Genomic DNA, 22,694 nt, shown 5'->3' with positions numbered 1-22,694 from the left:
TCCCGCCGGTTACGGAAAAGAACGGTGGCGCGGCGCTGGGCCTGAAGGCCGACGCGTACAAGGACATCGAGTTCAACCTCACGATCACGCCGCTGGTGCAGGGCAAGGACAACCAGCTGGTCTACCGTCTGCGCGCTTCGGCCGAAGCGTAATGGCCGGGGCGGCGGCGTGGCGACACGCCGCCGTCCGCTGCGTTGCCTGACTCATCCAATACCCCCTTCAGATCCTCGTGCGTGGCGCTTGCCATCCACGAGGATTTGTCACGTATTGCCCATCTTTTTTAGCGGTCAGCTGCGTGGCTGGCCGACTGTCTGAAGCATCGAGGAGCTGACGGTGTCGAGCAAAATTCGCGAACAGGCCGCCCACGAAATCGCGTCCGTACTGCCGCAGCGGGCCCATGATCTGGCGCGCCTGCAGATTCTGAGCGACGACAGCGAGCCGGTCGTTACCGTCGTCGGCAAATACAACCACGGCAAGAGCAGCCTGCTCAACGAGTTGCTGGGCCGCGACGCGTTTGCCGTGTCCGACCGGCGCGAAACCGTGCGGCTGTCCGATAGCGTGCACGACGGCGTGCGCTGGCTCGACGCGCCGGGGCTCGACGCCGACGTCGGCAGCGCGGACGACCGCGAGGCGCTGCGGGCCGCGTGGCTCAGGTCGGACATCCGGCTGTTCGTGCACGCGGCGAAAGAGGGCGAACTCGATGCGAAGGAACTGGCGCTGCTCGCGGAACTCGATGCCGACCGCGCGCGCACTGGCCGGCAAACGCTGGTCGTGCTGTCGCAAGTCGATCAACTGGCCGACGACGCCGAGCTGCAAAATGTCGCTAACGCGATCGACCGGCAGAGGCCCGGCATCGTGTTGAACGCGGTGTCGTCGATGCGGCATCGCAAGGGGCTCGAAGGCGGCAAGAAGCTGCTGCTCGAAAAGAGCGGCATTCCCGCATTGCAAGCGGCGCTGCAAACCGAACTCGCGCGCGTGCCGGCGGCGCGTGCGCACGAACGCGCGCTGCTGCTGCGCGAGATCGACGAGCAGTTGCAGCAGCTGCGCGCCGCGCAACAGACGTCGCTGGAGATCCTGCAAAAGACCCAGCAACAGCAGCGACGTGAGTTCGATCGCGATCTGTCGGCGGTGATCGAAAAAGTGGCCGGCGACATCGACGCGATGCTGAACGCGCTCGGCACCGATCACGCGATCGTCCCCGACACCGCGAAGGACGCCTACATGATCACCGCGGGCAAACTGGAGCGCGCGCATATCCAGATCGCGTACTCGCGCGCGTGCATCGAAATCGATGCGGTGCTCGCCGGGCACGGCGTGATCGCTATACCGCTGGAACAGCGGACCGTCGCGAAGAGCCTGAATTCGGTGATGATCGCGGTGATGGGCGTGTCGGTGAAATTCCGCAAGGATCTGCGCCGGATGTTCTGCGAGGCGTCCGGACGCGAACGGATGCAGCGCGAGTTCGCCCACTATTACGAACTGTCCGACGATCGCAAGGCGCTGGCCGCGCAGATCGCCGATACCGAGGCGTCGATCGCCGCGTCGGCGCAGGCCGCGCTCGCGCTGCGGACGCTGGAGGCACGTGCATGAAAGCCGACGCGAGCATCGAACAGCGCTTTATCGCGGAGGTCGATGCGTTCGATTTCGTCGCGCAGGATATCGATGCGCAACTGCATGCGTTGAACGACTGGCTCGCGAAGCTCGATGCCGATCTGCGGGCCGGCCGGTTGTCAGCGGATGGCTTGCACGCGCATCACGCGTTGGCCCTTCAGGTCGATGCGCTCGACACGCTGCTGCGCGACAGCGTGCCAGCGTGGACCCAGCAGTGGGCCGATCACCAGGAGACGCAGGCGCTCGCCGATCGCTTCGACGATGAAGCGTTGCTGCTGGTGTTCGGCAAATTCAACGCGGGCAAGAGTTCGTTCTGCAATTTCCTCGCCGAGCGGTTCGCCGCGCATGGCCGCGAGGTGCAGTATTTCCACGTCGACGCGGGCCGGGTCGTCGAGACGTCCGAACCCTTCAAGGAAGGCTCGACCGAAACGACTTCGCGGCTGCAAGGCGTGCGGCTCGGCGACAAGCTGGTGCTGCTCGACACGCCGGGCCTGCATTCGGTGACACCGGAAAACGCCGCGTTGACGCAGCGCTTCACCGATAGCGCGGACGGCGTGCTGTGGCTGACCAGTTCGACGTCGCCCGGCCAGGTGCAGGAACTCGACGAACTCGGCCGCGAGCTGCATCGGAACAAGCCGTTGCTGCCGGTCGTCACGCGCAGCGACGAGTACGACGAAGACGAGATCGACGGCGAGCTGGTCAAATGCCTGTGCAACAAGAGCCCGCAGCGGCGCGCGTTGCAGGAGCAGGACATCCGCACTCGCGCGCAGGAAAAGCTCGTCGCGATGAGCGTCGAGCCGGGCCTGTTGAAGGCGCCGGTGTCGATTTCCGCGTATGTGGCGCGGGTCGAAGGGCAGACGCCCGATGCGCTGCACGACGCGGGTTTCGAACGGCTTTACGCGGCGTTGCTCGACATCACCGAGCCGGCGCTTGCCTATAAGCGGCGCAAGCGCGCGGAGATTCTGCTGCATCATCTCGAAGAAAACGTGCTCGGGTATTTGCAGCGCGAGGCGGTGCCTCTGCTCGCCGCGCTGAGCGGGTCGGCGCACAGTGCGCTCGCGCTGCTCGAACAACAGCAGGAACAACTGGCCAACGCGATATGGCGCGGCATCGTGCCGACGCTGCCCGGATTGCTCGATGCGCATGCGACCGCGCACGACGTGAAGGGGCTGTGCAATACGCTGTCGCAAGCGATCGCCGGGCGCTTCGCTGGCGACGCGCAGAAGCTGTTGGGCGATTACGTGGTCGTGCCCGACGCATCGCTCGCGCGCATCGAACTGGATGCGAAGGTGGGCTTCGACAACATCGTTGTCGAGCGTCCGGGTGAGGGTGGGCGGGCGAACGAGATTGCCGGTGTCGATTACACACGTCTGCATGCCGCGCTGACCGATGCGATTCGCGACTGCGTGCTGCGGTTGGCCGCTGATGCCGCGCAGCAGTGCCGGTCGTCGATTACCCGTTTGATGAAGCGCGCTCAGCGTCTCGATGAAGCGTTAGCGGAGCACGAAGAACGCCTGCTCGCGCTGAAGTCGAAGCTGCGGTCTGAATCGGTCTGAATCGGTCTGATCCGCTCAAACGCCCGGCCTTAGCGTGATCGTGAACATTCGCGGTGTTTCGCCGTTTTCATCGCGCGGCATCGGATCGGAGCGTTTGACCGCTTCGACGGCGGCCTTGTCCCAATTCCGGTCGCCGCTCGATCGAACGATTTTCACCGACTCCAGATTGCCGGTCGACGTGCAGCGCACTTCGAGCACGGTTTCCCGCCGATCCGTCTTGCCATTCCAGACGATATTGGGCTGCACGCGCTGCCGCACACGTTCCGCGTAATCGAACACCGGCGGCGCGCTGGCCGCTTGCCGCGCCGCGGCGGTGGCCGTCAGGTTCTTTAGCGCGTTGATCAGTAGCGCGGCGGAGCGCCGGCTGGTGTCGAGCTCCGCGAGCACCGCCCAATCGCGCGCCGGTTGCGGGGTTTTATCGAGCGCCTTGCGATAGACGCGCATCGCGTTGCACCACGCTTCGGGCGAGAGCTCCGCCTGCCGGCCGCTCATCAGCATGCCGAGGTCCTCCGCCGCGGACGGCTCGCGTTTCAACGCGTCCGCGAGCGCGACCGATACCGCCAGCTGTCCGCGTAGCCGTTGCCCCGGCGTGAGCTGCGGCGGCGCGGTGGTTTGCGTCGACTGCTTGATCAGGTTGAACATCGCCTGCAATTGCGCGTCGAGGTCGGCGTCGCTTTCGGTGCCGAACGATAGATAGCGCGTCGTGATCTGCTGCAGATTCTTCATGCCGCCGCAATCGGCCGGCGCGTTGTCCAGCGCGCGGGTCGTCAGACCGGTCAACTGCTCGCGATCCTGCTGCGAGATCCGCATCATCCCGTCGAGGATGCCCAGCGTACGGGCCAGCACGGCCTGGCCGGCGGTCGCCGGATTGCTGTCGGTGCTCAGGTAGTAACGGTTGATGTCCGGATCGGCCGCCACTTTGCGGGTCCAGTCGGCGAGCAGCTTGCCCTTCGACGAGTTCGGATCGATGTTCAGGCGGTTGGCGAGATCGGCGGCGTCGAGCGGTTTGCCGGGCTGGAACGGCAGCGCGTTCGCGAACAGCGAGGGGCTTGCGGCGCCGCCCGGAAACGACGGCAGCCGGGTGTTATCCGGCGCTGCGGGCGCCGTGCTTGCGGCGGGCGCCGCGGGCGGGTTTGCGCGGGCGGTGTCGGCGCCGCTGGGCGGCGGATCGGCGTTGATTGCCGCGCCGGCAGCGGCCGTGCCCAATACGCACGCGAGCAACACAGCCGCTCTGGCCGAACGGCGCAGCAGCGAATCCGGGCGATTGCGCAGATGCATGGTCGTCATTTTCGTTTTAGGTTGAGACTGCGCTGCGTACTGAAATCAATCGCCGGATTCGCTCGTGTCCGGCTTAGTTCGGCGCCTGTTCGCTGTCCTTCGGCGCATTGAGCATCCGTTCCACATAGCGCGCAATCAGATCGATCTCCAGATTCACGCGCGTGCCGTCACGCAGATGTTTGAGCGAGGTCACCTGCACCGTATGCGGAATCAGGTTGATCGAAAACTCGCAGCCGTCGTCGCGATCGCTGACCGAGTTCACGGTCAGGCTCACGCCGTTCACCGTAATCGAGCCCTTGTACGCCAGATAGCGACCGATGTCGCGCGGCGCGAGAATGCGCAGCTCGTGCGACTCGCCGACCGGCGCGAAGCGCGTGACCGTGCCGAGCCCATCGACGTGGCCCGACACGATATGGCCGCCGAGCCGGTCATGCGCGCGCAGCGCCTTCTCGAGATTGACGTCGCCGGTCTCGCCGAGCCCGGCCGTGCGGTTCAGGCTCTCGCGCGACACATCGACTTCGAACGAATGGTCGGTCATCGCGACCACCGTCATGCAGGCGCCCTGGATCGTGATGCTGTCGCCGAGCTGCACGTCGGCGAGGTCGAGCCCGCCGGCCTCGACGTTCAGCCGCACGCCGGCGTCGCCGCCGGTGCCGAGCGGCTTGACTGATTCGATGCGGCCCACTGCCGCGACGATTCCTGTAAACATCGTGCTAGTCCTTGATCATTTCGAAACGGTGGGGGACACGGCGTCGGTCCCGGGTACGTAGGGCGGCGCGAAGCGCGCGAGGATCCGCAGATCGTCGCCGATCCGCTCGACCGTGTGGAAGTTCAGCTTCACGCGCTGTTCGAGCAGCTCGGGCGCGGCGAGGTTGAACATGCTCATCGATTCGATGCCGAGCAGACTCGGCGCGAGATAGACCAGCAGTTCGTCGACGCAGCCTTCGCGCAGCAGCGAGCCGTTCAGCTTGTAGCCGGCCTCGACGTGCAATTCGTTGACGTTGCGCTCGCCGAGCACGTTCAGCAGTTGCGGCAGATCGACCTTGCCGGCCGCGTTCGGCAGCGGCACGATCTCGGCGCCGCGCTCGCGCAGCGCGCTCGCGCGTTCTTCGAGACGCGCATCGAGATGGCCGCAAAAAATCAGCGTCGGCGCGCCGGCCAGAATCTGCGCGTCGAGCGGCACGTCCAGTTGACTGTCGATCAGCACGCGATGCGGCTGGCGAGGCGTCTCGACCGCGCGCACCGTCATGCGCGGATCGTCCTCGCGCACGGTGCCGATACCGGTCAGAATCGCCGACGCGCGCGCGCGCCATGCATGGCCGTCGGCGCGCGCGGCGGCGCCGGTGATCCACTGGCTTTCGCCCGACGGCAAGCCGGTGCGGCCATCGAGCGAGGCCGCGACTTTCATCCGCACCCAAGGGCGGCCGCGCGTCATTCGCGACACGAAGCCGATGTTCAGCTCGCGCGCTTCGTTGGCAAGGAGTCCGCAGCGAACCTCGATGCCGGCGTCGCGCAGCATCGCGAGACCGCGGCCGGACACCTGCGGGTTCGGGTCTTCCATCGCCGCGATCACGCGGCCGATCTGCGCTTCGATCAGCGCATTCGCGCACGGCGGCGTGCGGCCGAAGTGGCTGCACGGTTCGAGCGTCACGTAGGCGGTCGCGCCGCGCAGGTCATGGCCGCGCGAGCGCGCATCCTTCAACGCGCGAATCTCGGCGTGGTCCTGGCCGGCCGGCTGCGTGTAGCCTTCGCCGATCACCTCGCCGTTCCTGACCAGCACGCAGCCGACGCGCGGATTCGGATCGGTCGTGTACATGCCGCGCTTCGCGAGCGCGAGCGCGCGTTCCATATGAACGAAATCGGTTTGCGAAAACATCGGTGTCCGTTGACTGCGGTGACTGGGGCCCGCTAAGCGCGGGCTTTGCTGCGGCGTTTTATCGAGGCCCCGGTCGCGGCTTCGCAGGTTTGCGCGAAGCTGTCGGCGAGGCCTCGGTCGAGGCCCGTATTCAGCCCTTCAGCGACGCGAACGCGCCGCGCGCGGTTTCGATCGTCGCGTCGATCACCGCGTCGTCGTGCGCGCTCGATACGAAGCCCGCCTCGTACGCGGACGGCGCGAAATACACGCCGGCGTCGAGCATCTTGTGGAAGAACGTGTTGAAGCGCGGCACGTCGCTTTGCGTGACTTCGGCGAAGCTCGCCGGCACCGACTCGCGGAAGTACAGGCCGAACATGCCGCCGAGCGCGTCGGCCGCGAACGGCACGCCGGCTTCGCGCGCTGCCTGCGCGAGGCCTTGCGTGAGACGCGTGGTGCGCGCGGCGAGCGTGTCGTAGAAGCCGGGCGCCTGGATCAGTTGCAGCGTCTTCAGGCCGGCCGCGACCGCGATCGGGTTACCCGACAGCGTGCCCGCCTGATAGACGCCGCCGAGCGGCGCGAGGTGGGCCATAATGTCGCGCCGGCCGCCGAACGCCGCCGCCGGCATCCCGCCGCCGATCACCTTGCCCAGGCACGTGAGGTCCGGCGTGATGCCGTACAGCTGCTGCGCGCCGCCGAGCGCGACACGGAAGCCGCACATCACTTCGTCGAAAATCAGCACCGCGCCGTACTCGCTGCACAGACGCCGCAGCGCCTGCAGGAATTCCGGCGTCGCGCGCACGAGGTTCATGTTGCCGGCGACCGGCTCGACGATCACCGATGCGATCTCGTTGCCGAACGCCTTGAACGCTTCTTCGAGCGCGGCGACGTTGTTGTATTCGAGCACCGTGGTGTGCTTCGCGATATCGACCGGCACACCCGCCGAGGTCGGGTTGCCGAAGGTCAGCAGACCCGAGCCGGCTTTGACCAGCAGGCTGTCCGCGTGACCGTGATAGCAGCCCTCGAACTTGACGATGCGGCTGCGATTCGTGAAGCCGCGCGCGAGACGCAGCGCGCTCATCGTCGCTTCGGTGCCGCTCGATACCATGCGCACCTGTTCGATCGACGGCACCAGCTTGCAGATTTCCTCGGCGATCTCGATTTCCGATTCGGTCGGCGCGCCGAACGAGAAACCGTTCGCGAGCACGCGCTGCACGGCTTCGAGCACTTCCGGATGAACGTGGCCGACGATCATCGGGCCCCACGAGCCGATGTAGTCGGTATAGCGCTGGCCGTCCGCGTCCCAGAAGTACGCGCCTTGCGCGCGTTCGATAAAGCGCGGCGTGCCGCCGACGGAGCGGAAGGCGCGCACCGGCGAGTTCACGCCGCCGGGAATGGTGCGTTGCGCGCGTTCGAAGAGGGTGTCGTTTCTGGACATGGCGATGGCTGGAATTGGGTTGCGTAGCGGCGCGAACGGCCTGGGACGATTCCCGCGGGCGATTCGCGCGATGCTGGGATGGATCGAGAAATTGTACCGGAGACGGCGTCGGCGGGCTGTGCGGGGCGGCGCTCGCCGCGCGCCGTCGAGCGGCGGTTCAGCGCGGTGCTGACCGTGGTTTGCCTAATTTTTGGGCGCGGCTTTCGACGCGGTTTTGCGGGCCGGGCGCTTCGTAGCCGCAGACTCGCTGAGCGTGGACTTGCCAGGCGAGATCGTGCTGCTCGCCGCGCGCCTCTTTGGCGGTTCGACCGGTGCGTGCGCGCTCGAAGTTACCGGTTTGGTCTCGGCCGCGGCGAGGCGGGCCGCGGTCTTTTGCGCCGCCGCCTGATGCGCGGCGACTTTCGTCGAGCGTGGCGGACCGCTCGCCGGGCCGAGCTTCGGCGGCTTGCGCTTGCCGGTCAGTTCCGCCCAGCGCTTTTCGAGCGCGCCCTCGGCGATCGGTTTGATGATCGTGCCCGAGCTTTGCGCATCCCACGTCTGCACCGAAAACGGATGCACGCGCAACTGTTCGCGCGCGATCACCGGCGCCTGATGCGCATCGACGAGCCAGTCGTAGACGAAGTCGATGCATAGCCGGTAGCCGCGTTTAGTCGATGCGTCGGGCACTTCGTACGGCGCGCGCGTCACGTAGCCGGAACCGAAGATGCCCTTGGGTTCCTGCGCGACCCGGTGCAGAAACACCCGGTCGCCCGGCAGGATGCCGCGCGCGAAGCCGCAGCCCCAGACGTCCGCCACCGCTTCGCCGGCGGCAACGCGTTTGGCGATGTCGGGCAACTCGGGCCACGGCCATTTCTTGGGACTCCAGATCAGCAGGAAAGCGGTCATCGCAGGCTCGTGACGAGGTCGGGGGAGGGGGTGTTTGGCGCGGCGGGGAGGCGCGCGGTTGTGTCTTGCTGCGTGCGCTCTACGCTTCGGCCTGGCTGGCGGGAGCTTAACTGATCGGCGGCGCGGCTGTCGGCTAGCGGCGGCATGACGGCGCCGCTACCTCCGCGATGACCATCGCGGTGACGGCCGGTGTGCCGCCGCCGCGATCACCGCCGTGACCGCGACCGCGACCGTCGTCACAACTGCTGCTGAGACCGCCGCCATGGCCGCCGCCGTCGCTGCCCGCGTGCTGTAGCGGATCGCCCACGCCACCATGCGCGGACGCGGCCTGCCTGATAACCGTCGCGTACAATCGAGCCCTCGGCCCGTTGCCGCCCCGCTTTTAAAAGTCCGCCGCCGATGCCGGCGCGGCGCTTCACCCGGACCTCCCATGTCTCACGTCGTCAAACGCCGGCCTGATGCCCGGCTGATCCTGCTGCTCGGCGCGCTGGCCGCCTGCGGACCGATTTCCATCGATATGTATCTGCCGAGCCTGCCGACCATCGCGCAGGCGTTCGCGGTCGGCACCGGCGCCGCGCAATCGACGCTCACCAGCTTCATGTTCGGCTTCTCGATCGGCATGCTGCTGTACGGTCCGCTGTCGGACACCTATGGCCGCCGGCCGATTCTGCTCGGCGGCATCATCATGTATGCGCTGGCGAGCATCGCCTGCGCGATGTCGTTTTCGATCGGCTCACTGGTGGCGTTTCGCTTCGTGCAGGCGCTGGGCGCCGGCGCGGCGTCGGTGCTGGCCCGCGCGATCGCGCGCGACGCGCACGAGCCCGGCGACGCGGCCCGCGTGCTGTCGATGATCGCGATCGTCACGTCGATCGGTCCGCTCGTCGCGCCGTTGATCGGCGGACAGTTGCTGCTGGTGGGCGGCTGGCGCACCGTGTTCGTCGCGCTGACGCTGTTCGGTTCGGTCTGCGCGGTGACCGCATTCCTGAAGGTGCCGGAGACGTGGCCGCGCGAGATGCGCGGGCAGTCGGCGCTGCTGAAATCGTTCGGCGCGTACGGCACGTTGCTGCGCGATCCGGTCGCGTGGGGGCATATGTTGTGCGGCGGGATGGCGTTCGCGTCGATGTTTGCGTACATCACCGCGACGCCGTTCGTGTACATCGAGTATTTCCACGTGTCCGCGCAGCATTACGGCTTCCTGTTCGCGCTGAACATCGTCGGCATCATGGGCGGCAATTATCTGAACACGCGTTTCGTCGGCCGCTTCGGGCCGGTGCCGATCATCTCGTGCGCGGCGCTGATCAGTTGCATCGCGTCGCTGTTCGTCAGTCTGGTGTCGCTGACCGGCTGGGGCGGGCTGTGGTCGATCGTGTTCGGGCTGTTCTTCGTGGTCGGCGTGGTCGGGGTGCTGTCGGCCAACTGCACGACCGATCTGATGCACCGCTACCCGGCCAACGCGGGCGCCGCCGCGGCCGTGTTCGGCGCGGTGCAGTTGTCGTTCGGCGCGTTGTCGAGTCTCGCGGTCGGGCTGTGGCAGGACGGCTCGCCGAAAGGGATGGGGATCGTGGTGGGTGTGGCTGGTTGCCTGTGTTTTGTCGGCCGGATGCTGGTGTTGCGCTGGCATGGGACGAAGACGCCGGCGGCGATTGCGTGAGCGGTGTTGCTGGTGTTTGCCCTGGCGTTTGCGTGGCGTTTCGTGATCGGTGACATCACCGGACGCCTCTCCGGATAACACCTGGTGTTGCGCGCGCGCCACCGTGCGCCGCGGATTGCATTGCTATGATGACTTCACTGTTCCTCGGAGCGGCAATCATGGCGATCAAAGACCTGATGAACGGCGAACGGCAACACGCTGCATTCGCCGAAGCGCAACGGCTGGCCGACAGCGGCGCTTACTACGACTACACCGACATCGAATACGTCCTGCGCTTTGATCACGGTTTAACCGATGTATCGGCTTTGCTCGACGGGCAGTTGATGCATCGCGATCTGAACCGGCGGTGTGCGGATGCGCGGGAGAAGCTGGAGCTTGCGGATGCGTGATGGGCGTTGGACCAGCGAGCGAATCGATGGACCGGACCACGCAAGCTTCTGGCAGCGCAGAAATGAAAAACGGGCCAAGCGGCCCGTATTCATTGGATGTCTGGCGGAGGCGGTGAGATTCGAACTCACGGAAGGATTGCTCCTTCGCCGGTTTTCAAGACCGGTGCCTTAAACCACTCGGCCACACCTCCAAGCCGCGGATTGTAACCTGAAAAATGGGTGCTGCCGAGAGCGCACCCTTGGCCTTCACTGCGGATCGTTCAGAAACAGCTCCTGCAGATCGTTCAGGAATGCCTGACCGAGCGGCGTCGGCGCAATCCGCTCATGGTCGCGCGTAATCAGCTTGCGCCGCTCGGCTTCCTGCAACGCCGGCTCGATCGTCGTGATCGACAGACCCGTACGCTCGATAAACCGATGCACCGGAAATCCCTCCACCAGTCGCAACGCGTTCAGCATGAACTCGAACGGCAGATCGCGCGGCCCCACCTCGTGCTCTTCCTGCACGCTCGCGCCGGCCTTCGCCTGCTCGATAAACGTAGTGGGATGCTTGTAACGCGCCTGCCGCACGATCCGGTTCGGAAACGACAGCTTCGTATGCGCGCCCGCGCCGATGCCGAGATAGTCGCCGAAACGCCAGTAGTTCAGATTGTGTTTGCTCTGCCGATGCGGCTGCGCATACGCGGACACCTCGTAGCGCCCATAGCCCGCCTCGGCGGTGCGCTGATGAATCCAGTCCTGCATGTCGGCGGACTGATCGTCGTCGGGCAACGCCGGCGGGAACTTCGCGAACAGCGTGTTCGGTTCGAGCGTCAGGTGGTACAGCGACAGATGCGGCGGCGCGAACGATAACGCGGTCTCGATGTCGGCCTGGCATTCGGCGAGCGTTTGCTGCGGCAGCGCGAACATCAGGTCGAGATTGAAGTTGTCGAAAGTGTTCGCGGCCACTTCGACCGCATGACGCGCCTGTCCCGAATCGTGAATCCGCCCGAGCGCCTTCAGATGTGCTTCGTTGAAGCTCTGAATCCCGACCGACAGCCGGTTCACGCCGCTCGCGCGAAACTGCGCGAACTTGTCGGCTTCGAACGTGCCGGGGTTCGCTTCGAGCGTGATTTCGGCGTCGGCGTCGAGCGGCAGCAGCGCGCGGATATCCGACAGCATCCGGTCGAGCCCCGCCGCCGACAGCAGACTAGGCGTGCCGCCGCCGATAAACACCGTATGCACCTGGCGCCCCCAGATCAGCGGCAACGCCATTTCCAGATCGGCGCGCAACGCGTCGAGGTAGTCGTTCTCCGGGAACGACTCGCCTTTCCACTCGTGCGAATTGAAATCGCAGTACGGACACTTGCGCACGCACCACGGAAAATGCACGTACAACGCGAGCGGCGGCAGCGAGGTCAGCCGGATGCTGCCCGGCGACGTGAACGCCTTGACGACACCGTTGCCGATGTCCGCGGGCGTCGGGTAAATCGGAATCACGCTTCCTCCGACAGACGCGCGAGCAGTTGCCGCAGCGCGATCGCGCGATGGCTGCTTGCGTTCTTCACCGCCGGCTCGAGTTCGGCGGCGCTCGCGCCAAGCGACGGCAGATAGAAGTACGGGTCGTAACCGAAGCCATGCTCGCCGCGCGGCGCGTCGAGAATCTCGCCGTGCCAACGGCCTTCGGCGATCAGCGGTTCGGGGTCGTCCGCGTGACGCACCAGCGCGAGCACGCAGAAGTAGTAACCGCGCCGGTCGTTCGCGTCGCGCAACTCGGCGACGAGGCGCGCGTTGTTCGCGGCATCGCTTTTCTCGCCGCCGGCGAGTTGCGCATAGCGCGCCGAATACACGCCCGGCGCGCCGCGCAGCGCGCGCACGCACAGGCCGGAATCGTCGGCGAGCGCGGGCAGGCCGGTCAGCTTCGCCGCGTGACGCGCCTTGGTCAGCGCGTTTTCGACGAAGGTGGGATGCGGCTCTTCCGCTTCCGGCACGTTGAGCGCGCCCTGGGCAATCAGTTCGATGCCGGCCGCGCCGAACAGCGCCGCGAACTCGCGCAGCTTGCCCGCGTTGTTCGACGCGAGCACGACCTTCTTCAACGGCATGCCGTCCTGACGAACCTCATTCACTGCTGCACTCCCAGCGCTTCTTTCTGCTTTGCGATCAGCGTGTTGATGCCGTCGCTCGCGAGATCGAGCAGCGCGTTCATTTCATTGCGCGAGAACGGTACGCCTTCCGCGGTGCCCTGAACTTCGACGAAACCGCCCGAGCCCGTCATCACGACGTTCATGTCGGTATCGCACTGCGAGTCTTCGTCGTAGTCGAGATCGAGCACCGGCACGCCGTCGTACACGCCGACCGAAATCGCGGCGACGTAATCGACGATCGGCGAGCTTTCGATCCGGCCCGACGCGAGCAGTTTCGTGACCGCATCGTGCGCGGCGACGAACGCGCCGGTGATGCTCGCGGTGCGGGTGCCGCCGTCGGCCTGGATCACGTCGCAGTCGAGATTGATGGTGCGCGCGCCGAGCTTCTCGAGATCGAACACCGAGCGCAGCGCGCGGCCGATCAGGCGCTGGATTTCCTGGGTGCGGCCGGTCTGCTTGCCGCGCGCGGCTTCGCGGTCGCTGCGCGTATGCGTGGCGCGCGGCAGCATCCCGTATTCGGCAGTGAGCCAGCCCTGGCCGCGGTCGCGCAGAAACGGCGGCACGCTTTCGCTGACGCTCGCGGTGCAGATGACCTTGGTGTCGCCGAATTCGACCAGCACCGAGCCCTCCGCATGCTTCGTGTAGTGGCGCGTGATGCGCACGTCGCGCAACTGGTTGGGTTGGCGGCCGCTCGGGCGTTGGTTGTCGTTGCTCATGTGGAAGGGGCTCGGAATAGGTCGGAAGAGATGCGGGGGAAAAGCGCAATTTTACCGCCGATCGTCTGCGGCGGTTGCGGCCCCCCGGACGCGCGCCGGACGACGCCAGTCATGCTCGTGCCGGACCGCATCCATGCCCGCATACACGCTCGCTGCCGCCGGGTGTCGCCGGCAAAAATGGGATAATGCCGGTTCCCCGCCTCGCGTCTCGTACACGCCGGGCGATCCGCTTCTCAGGCCGGCGTTCAACGCCCGGCCGCAATCGCGAGAAATACGATGATCTACAGCATGACTGGCTATGCGAGCGCGACCCGCGAACTCGTCGCGGCCTCGGGCACCGGTGGCGTCAGCGTGTCGGTCGAACTGCGCACGGTGAACTCGCGCTTTCTCGATCTGAACTTCCGCATGCCCGAAGACGTGCGCGTCTGCGAACCGACGCTGCGCGAAATGCTGATGAACAAGCTGTCGCGCGGCAAGGTCGACATTCGCGTCAATCTGCAACGCAGCGAGCAGTCGGCGAACGCCGGCGCGATCAATCGCGACGCGCTCGACCAACTCGCGCTGCTCGAGCGCGCGGTGCTCGATGCATTCCCGGAAGCCGGCCGTCTGCGCACCGGTGAAATTCTGCGCTGGCCCGGCGTGCTCGCCGAAAGCGGCATTGCGCCCGAGACGCTGCGCGACGCGGTGCTCGGCTGCGGCAAGCAGGCGATCGCCGATCTGATCGACGTGCGCGCGCGCGAAGGCGCGCAACTCGCGAACATGCTGCTCGCGAACGTCACCGAAATGGAAACCATCGTCACCAAGATCACCCCGCTCGTGCCGGAACTGATCACGCGGCATCAGCAGAAGATCGTCGAGCGTCTGCAGGAAGCGCTCGGCATCGCCGCGCCGGATGCGGCCGCGACGATCGTCTCGCGCGAAGAGATCAACGAGCGGATTCGCCAGGAAGTGACGATGTACGGAATCCGCATCGACATCGCCGAAGAGCTGTCGCGCCTCACCGCTCACCTGAACGAAACGCGTCACGTGATCGAGAAGGGCGGCAAGGTCGGCAAGCGGCTCGACTTCATGATGCAGGAACTGAACCGCGAAGCGAACACGCTCGGCTCGAAGGCCGCGGCGAAGGAACTCGCGGATTCGTCGATGACGCTCAAGCTGCTGATCGAGCAGATGCGCGAGCAGGTACAGAATCTGGAATAAAGCTGGAGCACTAATCAAATGACCGACCACCCACGCGAAACCGGCGCGCCGCGCCGTCCGAATGCCGGCGCTTATCCCGGCAATCTGTTCATGGTTGTGGCGCCCTCGGGCGCCGGCAAGTCGACGCTCGTGAACGCGCTGCTCGCGGGCGACGACGCGATCCGTCTGTCGATCTCGTACACGACGCGCCCGCCGCGTCCGAAGGAGCAGGACGGCGAGCACTATCACTTCACGACCGTCGAAGACTTCATGCAGCGCCACGATTCGGGCGAGTTTCTCGAAAGCGCGGAAGTGCACGGCAACTACTACGGCACCTCGCGCGTGTGGATCGAGGAGCAGATGAAAAGCGGGCATGACGTGCTGCTCGAAATCGACTGGCAGGGCGCGCAGCAGGTGAAGAAGCAGTTTCACAACGCGGTCGAGATTTTCATTCTGCCGCCGTCGCTCGAAGCGCTCGAAGAGCGTCTGAAAAAGCGCGGCCAGGACGAGCCGAACGTGATCACGCGACGCCTGCTCGCGGCCGGCGGTGAGATGGCGCACGCGGCCGAAGCGGAGTACGTGGTGATCAACGAAAACTTCGATCGCGCGCTCGCCGAACTGCGTTGCCTCGTCGGCGCGACGCGCTCGCGCTTCGCGTCGCAGTACGCGCGTCACACGCAGCTTTTCATGCAGCTCGGCATCCACCTGCCGCACGCGTGAGCGCGGCGTTGTGCCGAGCACATAAGGTAGAATAAGCAACATACTGAGAAGGAACCCAACATGGCCCGCATTACCGTCGAAGACTGCCTCAAACAGATCCCGAATCGTTTCGAACTCGCGCTTGCCGCGACCTATCGCGCGCGTCAGCTCGCCCAGGGTCACACGCCGAAGATCGAAAGCCGTGACAAGCCGACCGTCGTCGCGCTGCGTGAAATCGCGTCCGGCCAGGTCGGCGTCGAAATGCTGAAGAAGGTGCCGGTCTAAGGCGCACTGTTTTTCGTTTTCGATTGCCATGTAATTGCAGCAACGTGCAGACCTGCGTCCAACCCTGACCGCTACGGAGGCGACCATGAGTGCGACCCCGCCCACCGCCACGGAAGTGGATCACGACGCCGATTCCCCCTCGTCTGCACGCAAGTACATCGACGCGGTCCTCGAACAGTCGTTTCGCCATCTGTTCGGACCGACCGCCACGCCGGAGCAGCCGCGCCGGCATGACGTCGTTTCCATCGCCAGGCTGACGTCCGTGTTGTCCGGCTATCTGCAGCCGGAAGAGATCAAGGACGTCAAGGCCGCCTTCCATTTCAGCGACGAAGCCCACCTCGGCCAGTACCGGCAGAGCGGCGAGCCGTACATCACGCACCCGGTCGCCGTCGCGGAAATCTGCGCGGGCTGGAATCTCGACGCCCAGGCGATCATGGCGGCGTTGCTGCACGACGTGATGGAAGACCAGGGCGTGACCAAGGCGGAACTCGCCGAGCGCTTCGGCGCGAAGGTCGCGGAACTGGTCGACGGTCTCTCGAAGCTGGACAAGATGGAGTTCCGCAATCGCGAGGAAGCGCAGGCGGAGAACTTCCGCAAGATGCTGCTCGCGATGGCGCGCGACGTGCGCGTGATCCTCGTGAAGCTCGCCGACCGGCTGCACAACATGCGCACGCTGGGCGCGGTGCCGCCGGAGAAGCGTCGCCGCGTGGCGCGCGAAACGCTCGACATTTACGCGCCGATCGCTCACCGGCTCGGCCTGAACAATACCTATCGCGAGCTGCAGGACCTGAGCTTCGCGAACTTCAACCCGCACCGTTACGCGACGCTCGAAAAAGCCGTCAAGGCCGCGCGCGGCAACCGGCGCGAGGTGGTCGGCAAGATTCTCGAATCGGTGCAGCGCGCAATCGCGGACGCGAAGCTCGATGCCGAAGTCACCGGCCGCGAGAAAACCATCTTCAGCATCTACAAGAAGATGCGCGACAAGCAGCTGTCGTTCTCGCAGGTGCTCGACGTGTACGGTTTTCGCGTGGTGGTCGAGAGCGCGCTCGAGTGCTACACCTGCATCGGCGCGCTGCATGCGCTGTTCAAGCCGGTGCCGGGCAAGTTCAAGGACTACATCGCGATCCCGAAGGTGAACGGCTATCAGTCGCTGCACACCACGCTGGTCGGTCCGTTCGGCGCGCCGATCGAGTTTCAGGTGCGCACCCGCAAGATGCACGAGATCGCCGAAGCGGGCGTCGCCGCGCATTGGCTGTACAAGAACGGCAGCGCGGATCTGAACGACGTGCAAAAGCGCGCGCATCAGTGGCTGAAGTCGCTGCTCGATATCCAGAGCGAAGCGGGCGACTCGAGCGAATTCCTCGAGCACGTGAAGATCGACCTGTTCCCGGACGCGGTCTACGTGTTCACGCCGAAGTCGAAGATCATGGCGCTGCCGCGTGGCGCGACCGCGCTCGACTTCGCGTACTCGATCCACAGCGACCTCGGCAACCAGTGCGTCGCGGTGAAGATCAACAACGAATTGCTGCCGTTGCGGACCGAGCTGAAGAGCGGCGATATCGTCGAGGTCATCACCGCGCCGTATTCGAAGCCCAATCCCGCATGGCTCGGCTTCGTGCGTAGCGGCAAGGCGCGCTCGGCGATTCGTCACTATCTGAAGACGATGCGTCTGAACGAGTCGGTGCAGCTCGGCGAGCGGCTGGTCGATCAGGGGCTGAAGGGCTACGGGCTGGCGCTGTCGGACGTGACGCCGGAAGCGTGGGAAAAGCTCGTGCAATGGACGGGCAACAAGAACCGTCAGGAAATTTTCGCCGACATCGGCCTCGGCCGACGTGTCGCCGCGGTGATGGCCAAGCGCATCGAGGTGCTGATGAGCGGGCGCGACGCCGACGACGACGGCTCGCGCTCCGAGTCCGGTTCGACGCCGCATGCGCCGCCGGTGGTCATCACGGGTACCGAGGGGATGTCGGTGCAGTTGTCGGCCTGCTGCCGGCCGATTCCGGGCGACGACATCATGGGCTATATCGGCATTGGCCTCGGGATGGCGATTCACACCACCGACTGCCGCGTCGCGCAGCGGATTCACCGGCGCGATCCGGGTCGCTGGATCGACGTCGCGTGGGCGCCGCAACCGGGGCGTCTGTTCGACGTCGCGGTCAAGGTGCTGGTCAAGAACACCAAGGGCGTGTTCGCGCGAGTGGCGGCCGACATCACGTCGGCGGATGCGAACATCGTCCATATCGCAATGGACGAAGACCTTTCGCAGGAATCCACGGTGCTGCGTTTCGTAATCCAGGTCAGCGACCGGGTGCATCTGGCCAATGTGATGCGCCGCGTTCGGACCAACCCGGACGTGATGCGCATCACACGCGAGCGGCCGAGCGAGGAAGGGCATCATCGCCATGACGGCGGGATGCGGATCGACCGCGAACGCGCGGATTACTGAGGCGGGTAACGCGGCTAGCCGGATTCTGGGCGCTGCCCCAACCAGGTAGCGAGGGGCAGCGTTCCGCAGCCGCTCGCTGACCGCGCATCTCCTGCCTTTTGCGCATGGCCTGTCTCTTCAGGCATCGTTCGTGCGACTCTTCCTGATCAAGACGTAGCGAGTCAAAGCAACTCACCTGAACCCGGGGAGAACGCTGATGAACGTAGCCGACCTCACTGGCGTAGCGCTCGATTACTGGGTGGCGCGCAGCCTGCACGACTTCGTGCGCGAAATCTACTTTACCGATAGCGGCGAGACCGTCTCGATCCGCGGCAACGATCGCGGTCGTCCGTGGGATGGCAGATTTACGCCGTCCGTGTCGTGGGCGACGGCCGCGGTCGTGCTCGAGCGCGCGCGGCGGCTCGATGTGCGCGAGCAGAACGAGCAAGGCGCGATCTGCGTCGCGGAGTTCGAGGGCGGCCGGGGAGCGGTCGAGGGGCGGGGCGAGTCGCTACGGATTGCAATGCTGCGCGCGTTCGTCGCGAGCCATTTCGGCTCTGCTGTCGACGACGTGCTGCGCGAGCGTCAGGCATTGAACGGCATGACTGTCGAGACGATCAGCGAGCAGACCGTGGGTGGCGTGATGGAGGATTTGCCGCGCCCGGATGGGCAGATTGGGGATATCCAGTCGCCGCCGCGCTGAGCGGGCTTGCGCTGCGCGGATTGCCAGCCGATGCCGGTCGCCGCGACAGGCCGCACTGGAAAAGTGCCGCTGGAAAAACAAAGGGCCTTCCGATTGGAAGGCCCTTCATAGGTGGCGCGGCTGGCAGGATTCGAACCCACGACCCCTTGGTTCGTAGCCAAGTACTCTATCCAACTGAGCTACAGCCGCACGCAAAACGGTGATGCATTACTGCAATGATACTGGTGAAACTGAGGACTTTCCCGAAGCAAAGTCACTCGAAAAAGGTGGTGCGGCTGGCAGGATTCGAACCCACGACCCCTTGGTTCGTAGCCAAGTACTCTATCCAACTGAGCTACAGCCGCACACAGAAACGAGATTATAGCCAACGGATTTGGAAAAGGGAAGCCTATCGTCAAGATTTGTGTCGGGAGCCCGATCGTGTAACCTTTCAGGAGGTTGTTGCTAGCTGCGGTTTTACTGGATCCACTATGAATAAGGCCTTTGTCAAAGAGTCGAGCGAAGACAGCGATGACGATCTCGACGTCGCCCAGCCCGACGTGCCCGCGGGCACCAAGAACTATATGACGCCCGCCGGCCATCGGCGGATGCGCGATGAGCTGCTGCATCTGATCGATGTCGAGCGGCCCGAGGTGGTCAAGCTGGTGTCGTGGGCGGCGTCGAATGGCGACCGCTCGGAGAACGGCGACTATATCTACGGCAAGCGTCGCTTACGCGAGATCGATCGGCGTATCCGCTTTCTGACCAAGCGGCTCGATCTTGCCGAGGTCGTCGATAGCAGCCGCCAGGAAAGCGTCGATCAGGTGTTCTTCGGCGCGACCGTCGAATATGCGACCGAGGACGGCGAGGAGAATACGGTGACGATCGTCGGCATCGACGAGGTCGATCTGGACATCGGGCACGTAAGCTGGATTTCGCCGATTGCGCGCGCGCTGCTGAAGGCGAAAGTCGGCGATACCGTCACGTTGTACACGCCGGCGGGACCGCAGCCGATCGATATTCTGGACGTCAAATATCCGCCGCCCGATAGCGGGGGGTAAGCGATCGTGGGAGATGCGGGCAGGGCAGGCAAGGCACGCCCGCGTCCGTGTTCGCCAGGTAGCGAGTGACAAAAATCCCGTCGCAACGGGCACAAAAAAAGGCGCCGCGAACGGCGCCTTTTCTATTGCGATTACTGCCGCAGTACTTAGAAGCGGTGACGCAGACCTGCGGTCACAGAGACCTGCTTGTTGCTGCTCGAAGCCCCGCCGACGCCGTTGATGTTCGCGTCGACGATCGAATCTTCGTTGGCGGCCTGATAGACGCCCTGCAGATACACGTCGGTGCGCTTGGACAGCGCGTAGGCCGCTTGCAGGTTGGCCTGGTTCCAGTGTATGTGGTTGGCGTTCAGGTTCGAGCGGGTGTACGTGTACGCAGCGGCGAGGCTCAGGGCCGGCGTCAGAGCGTAACGGGCATTGGCTTCGAAGTTCTGGAACTGCGCGCTGTTGGACGGGAGCGCCACGCCGTTAGGAACACCCGATGCACCCTGGCTGATGCCGACCAGACCATGGAGGTTCGTCTGCGAGTACACAAGACCGACCGTTGCAGGGCCGAACGCGTAATTGGCGCCGGCGCCCCACGTTTGCTGGCGTTGAGAAAAGAACGTGTTGTCGCCCGACACTGCGCCGCCTGAGTTGAACGCCGCCGCCGCGCTGGTGGCGCCGTTGCTGTTCAACTGCAGGTAAGCGGCCCCCACATTCAGGCCGCCCCAGTTATACGATGCGCCCGCGCTCCATGCGCGGTTGTTCGCAAAGCCGTCGGCCTGGTTCGAGAAGCCGTACAAGCCGCCAAACTTGAAGCCGCCGTAGTTCACGCTCTGGAATTTGATCGAGTTGTTGACGCGGAACGAGTTGTTCAGGTTGTCGTTGTCGAACGGGTGGGCGAACTGCGTGCCGCCGTATTGCGTGCCGGTCAGAGCCAGCGGGCCGACGTAGTCGACCATGCTGTCGTACTGGCGGCCGAGGGTGACGGCGCCGAAGTCGTTGCTCGACAGACCGACGAATGCCTGGCGGCCGAACAGACGGCTGTTCTGCTTGAGCGTGCCGTCATTGATGCCGAAGCCGTTTTCCAACGTGAAGATTGCCTTCAGGCCCCCGCCAAGATCTTCAGCCCCGCGCAAGCCGAAGCGGCTGCCGTTCACCGAGCCGCTGGTCATTTGCCAGTTGCTATGGCCATGTTGGTTGTTCGTGTAGGTGATGCCGGCGTCGATCAGGCCGTACAGCGTGACGCTGCTTTGCGCATGCGCTGCTGTTGCGAAAACGCCCGTGAGGGCCGCGACCATGAGTGTCTTCTTCATTTATGTGACTCCAAAAGCGAGAGAGGTATAAACCGCTGGCTTGGGACACCTTCACACGGGGCTGCGAGAAGCGGGATCCGCGTGAGAAACGCGATAACCGATCGCGTCGGTTTCCGATTAGGCAGAGTGTAGAGAGACGCCTCCAGAAGTGGGCGTTCCGATTTTCGCAATAAAGTATTACGTCGAAAGAAACGATGGGCGAGCGCCGTTTAAGCCTTATGGATAAAGGCTCTGCGCGTTAATAGGGGAGTCGGAAAAGGAATTGGTTTGCGTTGCGTTGCTCATTCGCGACACTAAACGATGCAAAAAAACAACGCAAAAAACCACGGGAAAATGATTGTTGTTAGTAAGGCAACAGACGATTGTTAATAGTGTGAATAATGGAATTTGCACCCGCCGCTATACTGTAATTTCTGCTTTCCGAAGCAGACTTTTTCGTTGACGAAAAAGATCTCCAAACCTTTGTCGGCGCGACCTTCCAGTCGCGCTTTTTTTTGTCTGCGGATTGCGAACGGGCGAGCGAGATCCGTAATCTAGTGCGCCGGTACGGTGCCGTTCGCCTGGTCCCAGTCATCCGCGACCGACACGCTCCAGTCCTCCATCACGTAATGGCGCGCGTCCATTGGCGAGGACAGCAGGTTCTGCCAGTGATCGCCATGCCACCTCGGATCGAAATCAAAGAGGGGCGAAGCGTCCTTGCCTTCGACCGGCGGCGGGTCGGTGACCACTTCAGTGTGCGGATGAGTGAGCCAGGCGACGAGTCGGCGAATTTCGTTGAACAGCATGACAACCTCCTGAAGCACATCGCTACTACTGATTTCCATCATCCGATTTCGGCTGCATCGGAACCACCCGGACAAACACTTACGGAAAGTCGTATTTTGTTACATCTAGTCCGGCGTAATTAGAAAAATTTGCCGGGTTCGAGTGCCGTCCAGGTTGGCTTGGGTAAATATGACTGATTATGCGTAACGCAATGCGATTTACGATTATCCGTTTATGCGCTAAGCACATACGTAGAGTTTACTTGACGCCTATTCCGGCTTCCCCGTATAACGGCAAAGCCGCATTTCATTGGTCGATGCCGGTCTTTTTTATGTAATCGGATATCGGCTGGCAATGAATTCGGGGTTGGTTCACTTCGGGCAAATGCCCGGTCTGATAAACGTCGAGGAAAACAGGAAAATGGAAACCGGTATCGTCAAATGGTTCAACGATGCTAAAGGCTTTGGCTTCATTACGGCCGATGCGGGCGGCGAAGACCTGTTCGCGCACTTCTCGGAGATCCGCGCGGACGGCTTCAAGTCGTTGAAAGAGAATCAGCGCGTGTCCTTCGAGGTCAAGGCGAGCCCGAAGGGCAAGCAGGCGGCCAATATCCAGCCGCTGTAAAACGCTGCGCCGGGGGGCGGTAAGCCCAAGTCGGTTTCAAAGGAAAACCCTCGCCGTAATGCGAGGGTTTTTATTTTTTGGCGCGATTTTCGGGTGAGGAAGGGCGCGCGTGAGGTGGATTGCAAACCGGGCGTCGCAGTCCGGCCCCGATTTCCGGCGGCGCGCCGGCCGGTCCCTTCTGGA

Annotated in this window: 20 protein-coding genes, 3 tRNA genes and 2 pseudogenes; 12 read left to right on the top strand and 13 right to left on the bottom strand. The window is 64.3% G+C overall.

Translation table 11 applies throughout. The features are described from left to right. From BTH42_RS36075 to BTH42_RS19000, 3 genes and pseudogenes are all read left to right on the top strand, one after another. A pseudogene (locus BTH42_RS36075) lies at nucleotides 1–152 on the top strand (catechol 1,2-dioxygenase); the annotation flags it as partial. Between the two features lie 181 nt (nucleotides 153–333). Then, entirely contained in the window at nucleotides 334–1,590 is a 1,257-nt protein-coding gene (locus tag BTH42_RS19005; protein WP_075302204.1) for a GTPase, read from the top strand. Then, the gene (locus tag BTH42_RS19000) at nucleotides 1,587–3,167 is read left to right on the top strand and encodes a dynamin family protein (protein ID WP_075302202.1); all 1,581 of its coding nucleotides are present in this window, start codon (nucleotides 1,587–1,589) and stop codon (nucleotides 3,165–3,167) included. The genes BTH42_RS19005 and BTH42_RS19000 overlap by 4 nt, the downstream gene beginning before the upstream one ends. A 15-nt stretch (nucleotides 3,168–3,182) precedes the next feature. On the opposite strand, the gene BTH42_RS18995 is transcribed toward BTH42_RS19000, so the two are convergent. The 5 genes and pseudogenes from BTH42_RS18995 to BTH42_RS18975 all read right to left on the bottom strand — a co-directional run. Then, nucleotides 3,183–4,454, bottom strand: coding sequence for an energy transducer TonB (locus BTH42_RS18995; protein ID WP_083654848.1), 1,272 nt, complete (start codon nucleotides 4,452–4,454; stop codon nucleotides 3,183–3,185). A 64-nt stretch (nucleotides 4,455–4,518) separates the two neighbouring features. Then, entirely contained in the window at nucleotides 4,519–5,154 is a 636-nt protein-coding gene (locus BTH42_RS18990) for a riboflavin synthase (RefSeq protein WP_075302200.1), read from the bottom strand. 15 nt (nucleotides 5,155–5,169) lie between these two features. Further along, nucleotides 5,170–6,321: a bifunctional diaminohydroxyphosphoribosylaminopyrimidine deaminase/5-amino-6-(5-phosphoribosylamino)uracil reductase RibD gene (gene ribD, locus BTH42_RS18985; protein WP_075302198.1), complete on the bottom strand. Its 1,152-nt coding sequence runs from the start codon at nucleotides 6,319–6,321 to the stop codon at nucleotides 5,170–5,172. 130 nt (nucleotides 6,322–6,451) lie between these two features. Beyond that, nucleotides 6,452–7,735 (bottom strand): glutamate-1-semialdehyde 2,1-aminomutase, encoded by a 1,284-nt coding sequence (gene hemL, locus BTH42_RS18980; RefSeq protein ID WP_075302196.1) that lies wholly within the window; start codon nucleotides 7,733–7,735, stop codon nucleotides 6,452–6,454. 291 nt (nucleotides 7,736–8,026) lie between these two features. Beyond that, nucleotides 8,027–8,620 (bottom strand): annotated as a pseudogene (locus tag BTH42_RS18975) (hypothetical protein); the annotation flags it as partial. 430 nt (nucleotides 8,621–9,050) lie between these two features. On the opposite strand from BTH42_RS18975, the gene BTH42_RS18965 reads away from it, so the two are divergent. Continuing rightward, complete coding sequence (locus BTH42_RS18965) at nucleotides 9,051–10,271, top strand: Bcr/CflA family multidrug efflux MFS transporter (protein WP_075302192.1); 1,221 nt, start codon at nucleotides 9,051–9,053, stop codon at nucleotides 10,269–10,271. A 158-nt stretch (nucleotides 10,272–10,429) separates the two neighbouring features. Next, nucleotides 10,430–10,660 (top strand): hypothetical protein, encoded by a 231-nt coding sequence (locus tag BTH42_RS18960; RefSeq protein ID WP_075302190.1) that lies wholly within the window; start codon nucleotides 10,430–10,432, stop codon nucleotides 10,658–10,660. Between the two features lie 101 nt (nucleotides 10,661–10,761). Here BTH42_RS18960 and BTH42_RS18955 read toward each other — a convergent pair. From BTH42_RS18955 to rph, 4 genes are all read right to left on the bottom strand, one after another. Further along, nucleotides 10,762–10,851, bottom strand: a tRNA-Ser gene (locus tag BTH42_RS18955). A gap of 55 nt (nucleotides 10,852–10,906) precedes the next feature. After that, a complete protein-coding gene (hemW, locus tag BTH42_RS18950) occupies nucleotides 10,907–12,136 on the bottom strand; it encodes a radical SAM family heme chaperone HemW (RefSeq protein ID WP_075302188.1) in 1,230 nt (409 codons plus the stop codon). After that, on the bottom strand, nucleotides 12,133–12,738 hold the full coding sequence (gene rdgB, locus BTH42_RS18945; protein WP_075302186.1) for an RdgB/HAM1 family non-canonical purine NTP pyrophosphatase: 606 nt from the start codon (nucleotides 12,736–12,738) through the stop codon (nucleotides 12,133–12,135). Before rdgB ends, hemW begins: the two co-directional genes overlap by 4 nt. Nucleotides 12,739–12,758: 20 nt before the next feature. Beyond that, the gene (rph, locus tag BTH42_RS18940) at nucleotides 12,759–13,496 is read right to left on the bottom strand and encodes a ribonuclease PH (RefSeq protein ID WP_075302184.1); all 738 of its coding nucleotides are present in this window, start codon (nucleotides 13,494–13,496) and stop codon (nucleotides 12,759–12,761) included. A 276-nt stretch (nucleotides 13,497–13,772) separates the two neighbouring features. Between rph and BTH42_RS18935 the strand changes: the two genes are divergently transcribed. The 5 genes from BTH42_RS18935 to BTH42_RS18915 all read left to right on the top strand — a co-directional run bounded on the left by BTH42_RS18935 (nucleotide 13,773) and on the right by BTH42_RS18915 (nucleotide 18,787). Then, nucleotides 13,773–14,696 (top strand): YicC/YloC family endoribonuclease, encoded by a 924-nt coding sequence (locus BTH42_RS18935; protein WP_075302182.1) that lies wholly within the window; start codon nucleotides 13,773–13,775, stop codon nucleotides 14,694–14,696. Nucleotides 14,697–14,714: 18 nt separating this feature from the next. Then, entirely contained in the window at nucleotides 14,715–15,395 is a 681-nt protein-coding gene (gmk, locus tag BTH42_RS18930; protein WP_075302180.1) for a guanylate kinase, read from the top strand. 60 nt (nucleotides 15,396–15,455) lie between these two features. Continuing rightward, the gene (gene rpoZ, locus BTH42_RS18925; protein WP_044848533.1) at nucleotides 15,456–15,659 is read left to right on the top strand and encodes a DNA-directed RNA polymerase subunit omega; all 204 of its coding nucleotides are present in this window, start codon (nucleotides 15,456–15,458) and stop codon (nucleotides 15,657–15,659) included. Nucleotides 15,660–15,744: 85 nt separating this feature from the next. Then, entirely contained in the window at nucleotides 15,745–18,105 is a 2,361-nt protein-coding gene (locus BTH42_RS18920; RefSeq protein ID WP_075302178.1) for a bifunctional (p)ppGpp synthetase/guanosine-3',5'-bis(diphosphate) 3'-pyrophosphohydrolase, read from the top strand. Between the two features lie 196 nt (nucleotides 18,106–18,301). Beyond that, the gene (locus BTH42_RS18915) at nucleotides 18,302–18,787 is read left to right on the top strand and encodes a phage protein NinX family protein (RefSeq protein ID WP_075302176.1); all 486 of its coding nucleotides are present in this window, start codon (nucleotides 18,302–18,304) and stop codon (nucleotides 18,785–18,787) included. 112 nt (nucleotides 18,788–18,899) lie between these two features. Here BTH42_RS18915 and BTH42_RS18910 read toward each other — a convergent pair. Together BTH42_RS18910 and BTH42_RS18905 are read right to left on the bottom strand one after the other, a co-directional pair. Next, a tRNA-Arg gene (locus BTH42_RS18910) sits at nucleotides 18,900–18,976 on the bottom strand. A gap of 78 nt (nucleotides 18,977–19,054) precedes the next feature. Beyond that, nucleotides 19,055–19,131: transfer RNA gene (locus BTH42_RS18905), tRNA-Arg, on the bottom strand. A gap of 126 nt (nucleotides 19,132–19,257) precedes the next feature. Between BTH42_RS18905 and greB the strand changes: the two genes are divergently transcribed. Beyond that, nucleotides 19,258–19,827, top strand: coding sequence for a transcription elongation factor GreB (gene greB, locus BTH42_RS18900; RefSeq protein WP_075302174.1), 570 nt, complete (start codon nucleotides 19,258–19,260; stop codon nucleotides 19,825–19,827). Nucleotides 19,828–19,973: 146 nt separating this feature from the next. On the opposite strand, the gene BTH42_RS18895 is transcribed toward greB, so the two are convergent. After that, nucleotides 19,974–21,122 carry a porin gene (locus BTH42_RS18895; protein ID WP_075302172.1) on the bottom strand — a complete coding sequence of 383 codons (1,149 nt, stop codon included), beginning with the start codon at nucleotides 21,120–21,122 and terminating at the stop codon, nucleotides 19,974–19,976. Nucleotides 21,123–21,655: 533 nt separating this feature from the next. Next, on the bottom strand, nucleotides 21,656–21,907 hold the full coding sequence (locus tag BTH42_RS18890; RefSeq protein ID WP_075302170.1) for a hypothetical protein: 252 nt from the start codon (nucleotides 21,905–21,907) through the stop codon (nucleotides 21,656–21,658). Nucleotides 21,908–22,307: 400 nt separating this feature from the next. Here BTH42_RS18890 and BTH42_RS18885 point away from each other — a divergent pair, with 400 nt between their 5' ends. Further along, complete coding sequence (locus tag BTH42_RS18885) at nucleotides 22,308–22,511, top strand: cold-shock protein (RefSeq protein ID WP_075302168.1); 204 nt, start codon at nucleotides 22,308–22,310, stop codon at nucleotides 22,509–22,511. Nucleotides 22,512–22,694 lie beyond the last annotated feature (183 nt).

The sequence above is a fragment of the Burkholderia sp. SRS-W-2-2016 genome (assembly GCF_001931485.1).
Classification (GTDB): Bacteria; Pseudomonadota; Gammaproteobacteria; order Burkholderiales; family Burkholderiaceae; genus Paraburkholderia.
The sequence above is the reverse complement of the archived record's forward strand: the minus strand, read 5'-3'. Positions and strand labels throughout refer to the sequence as shown.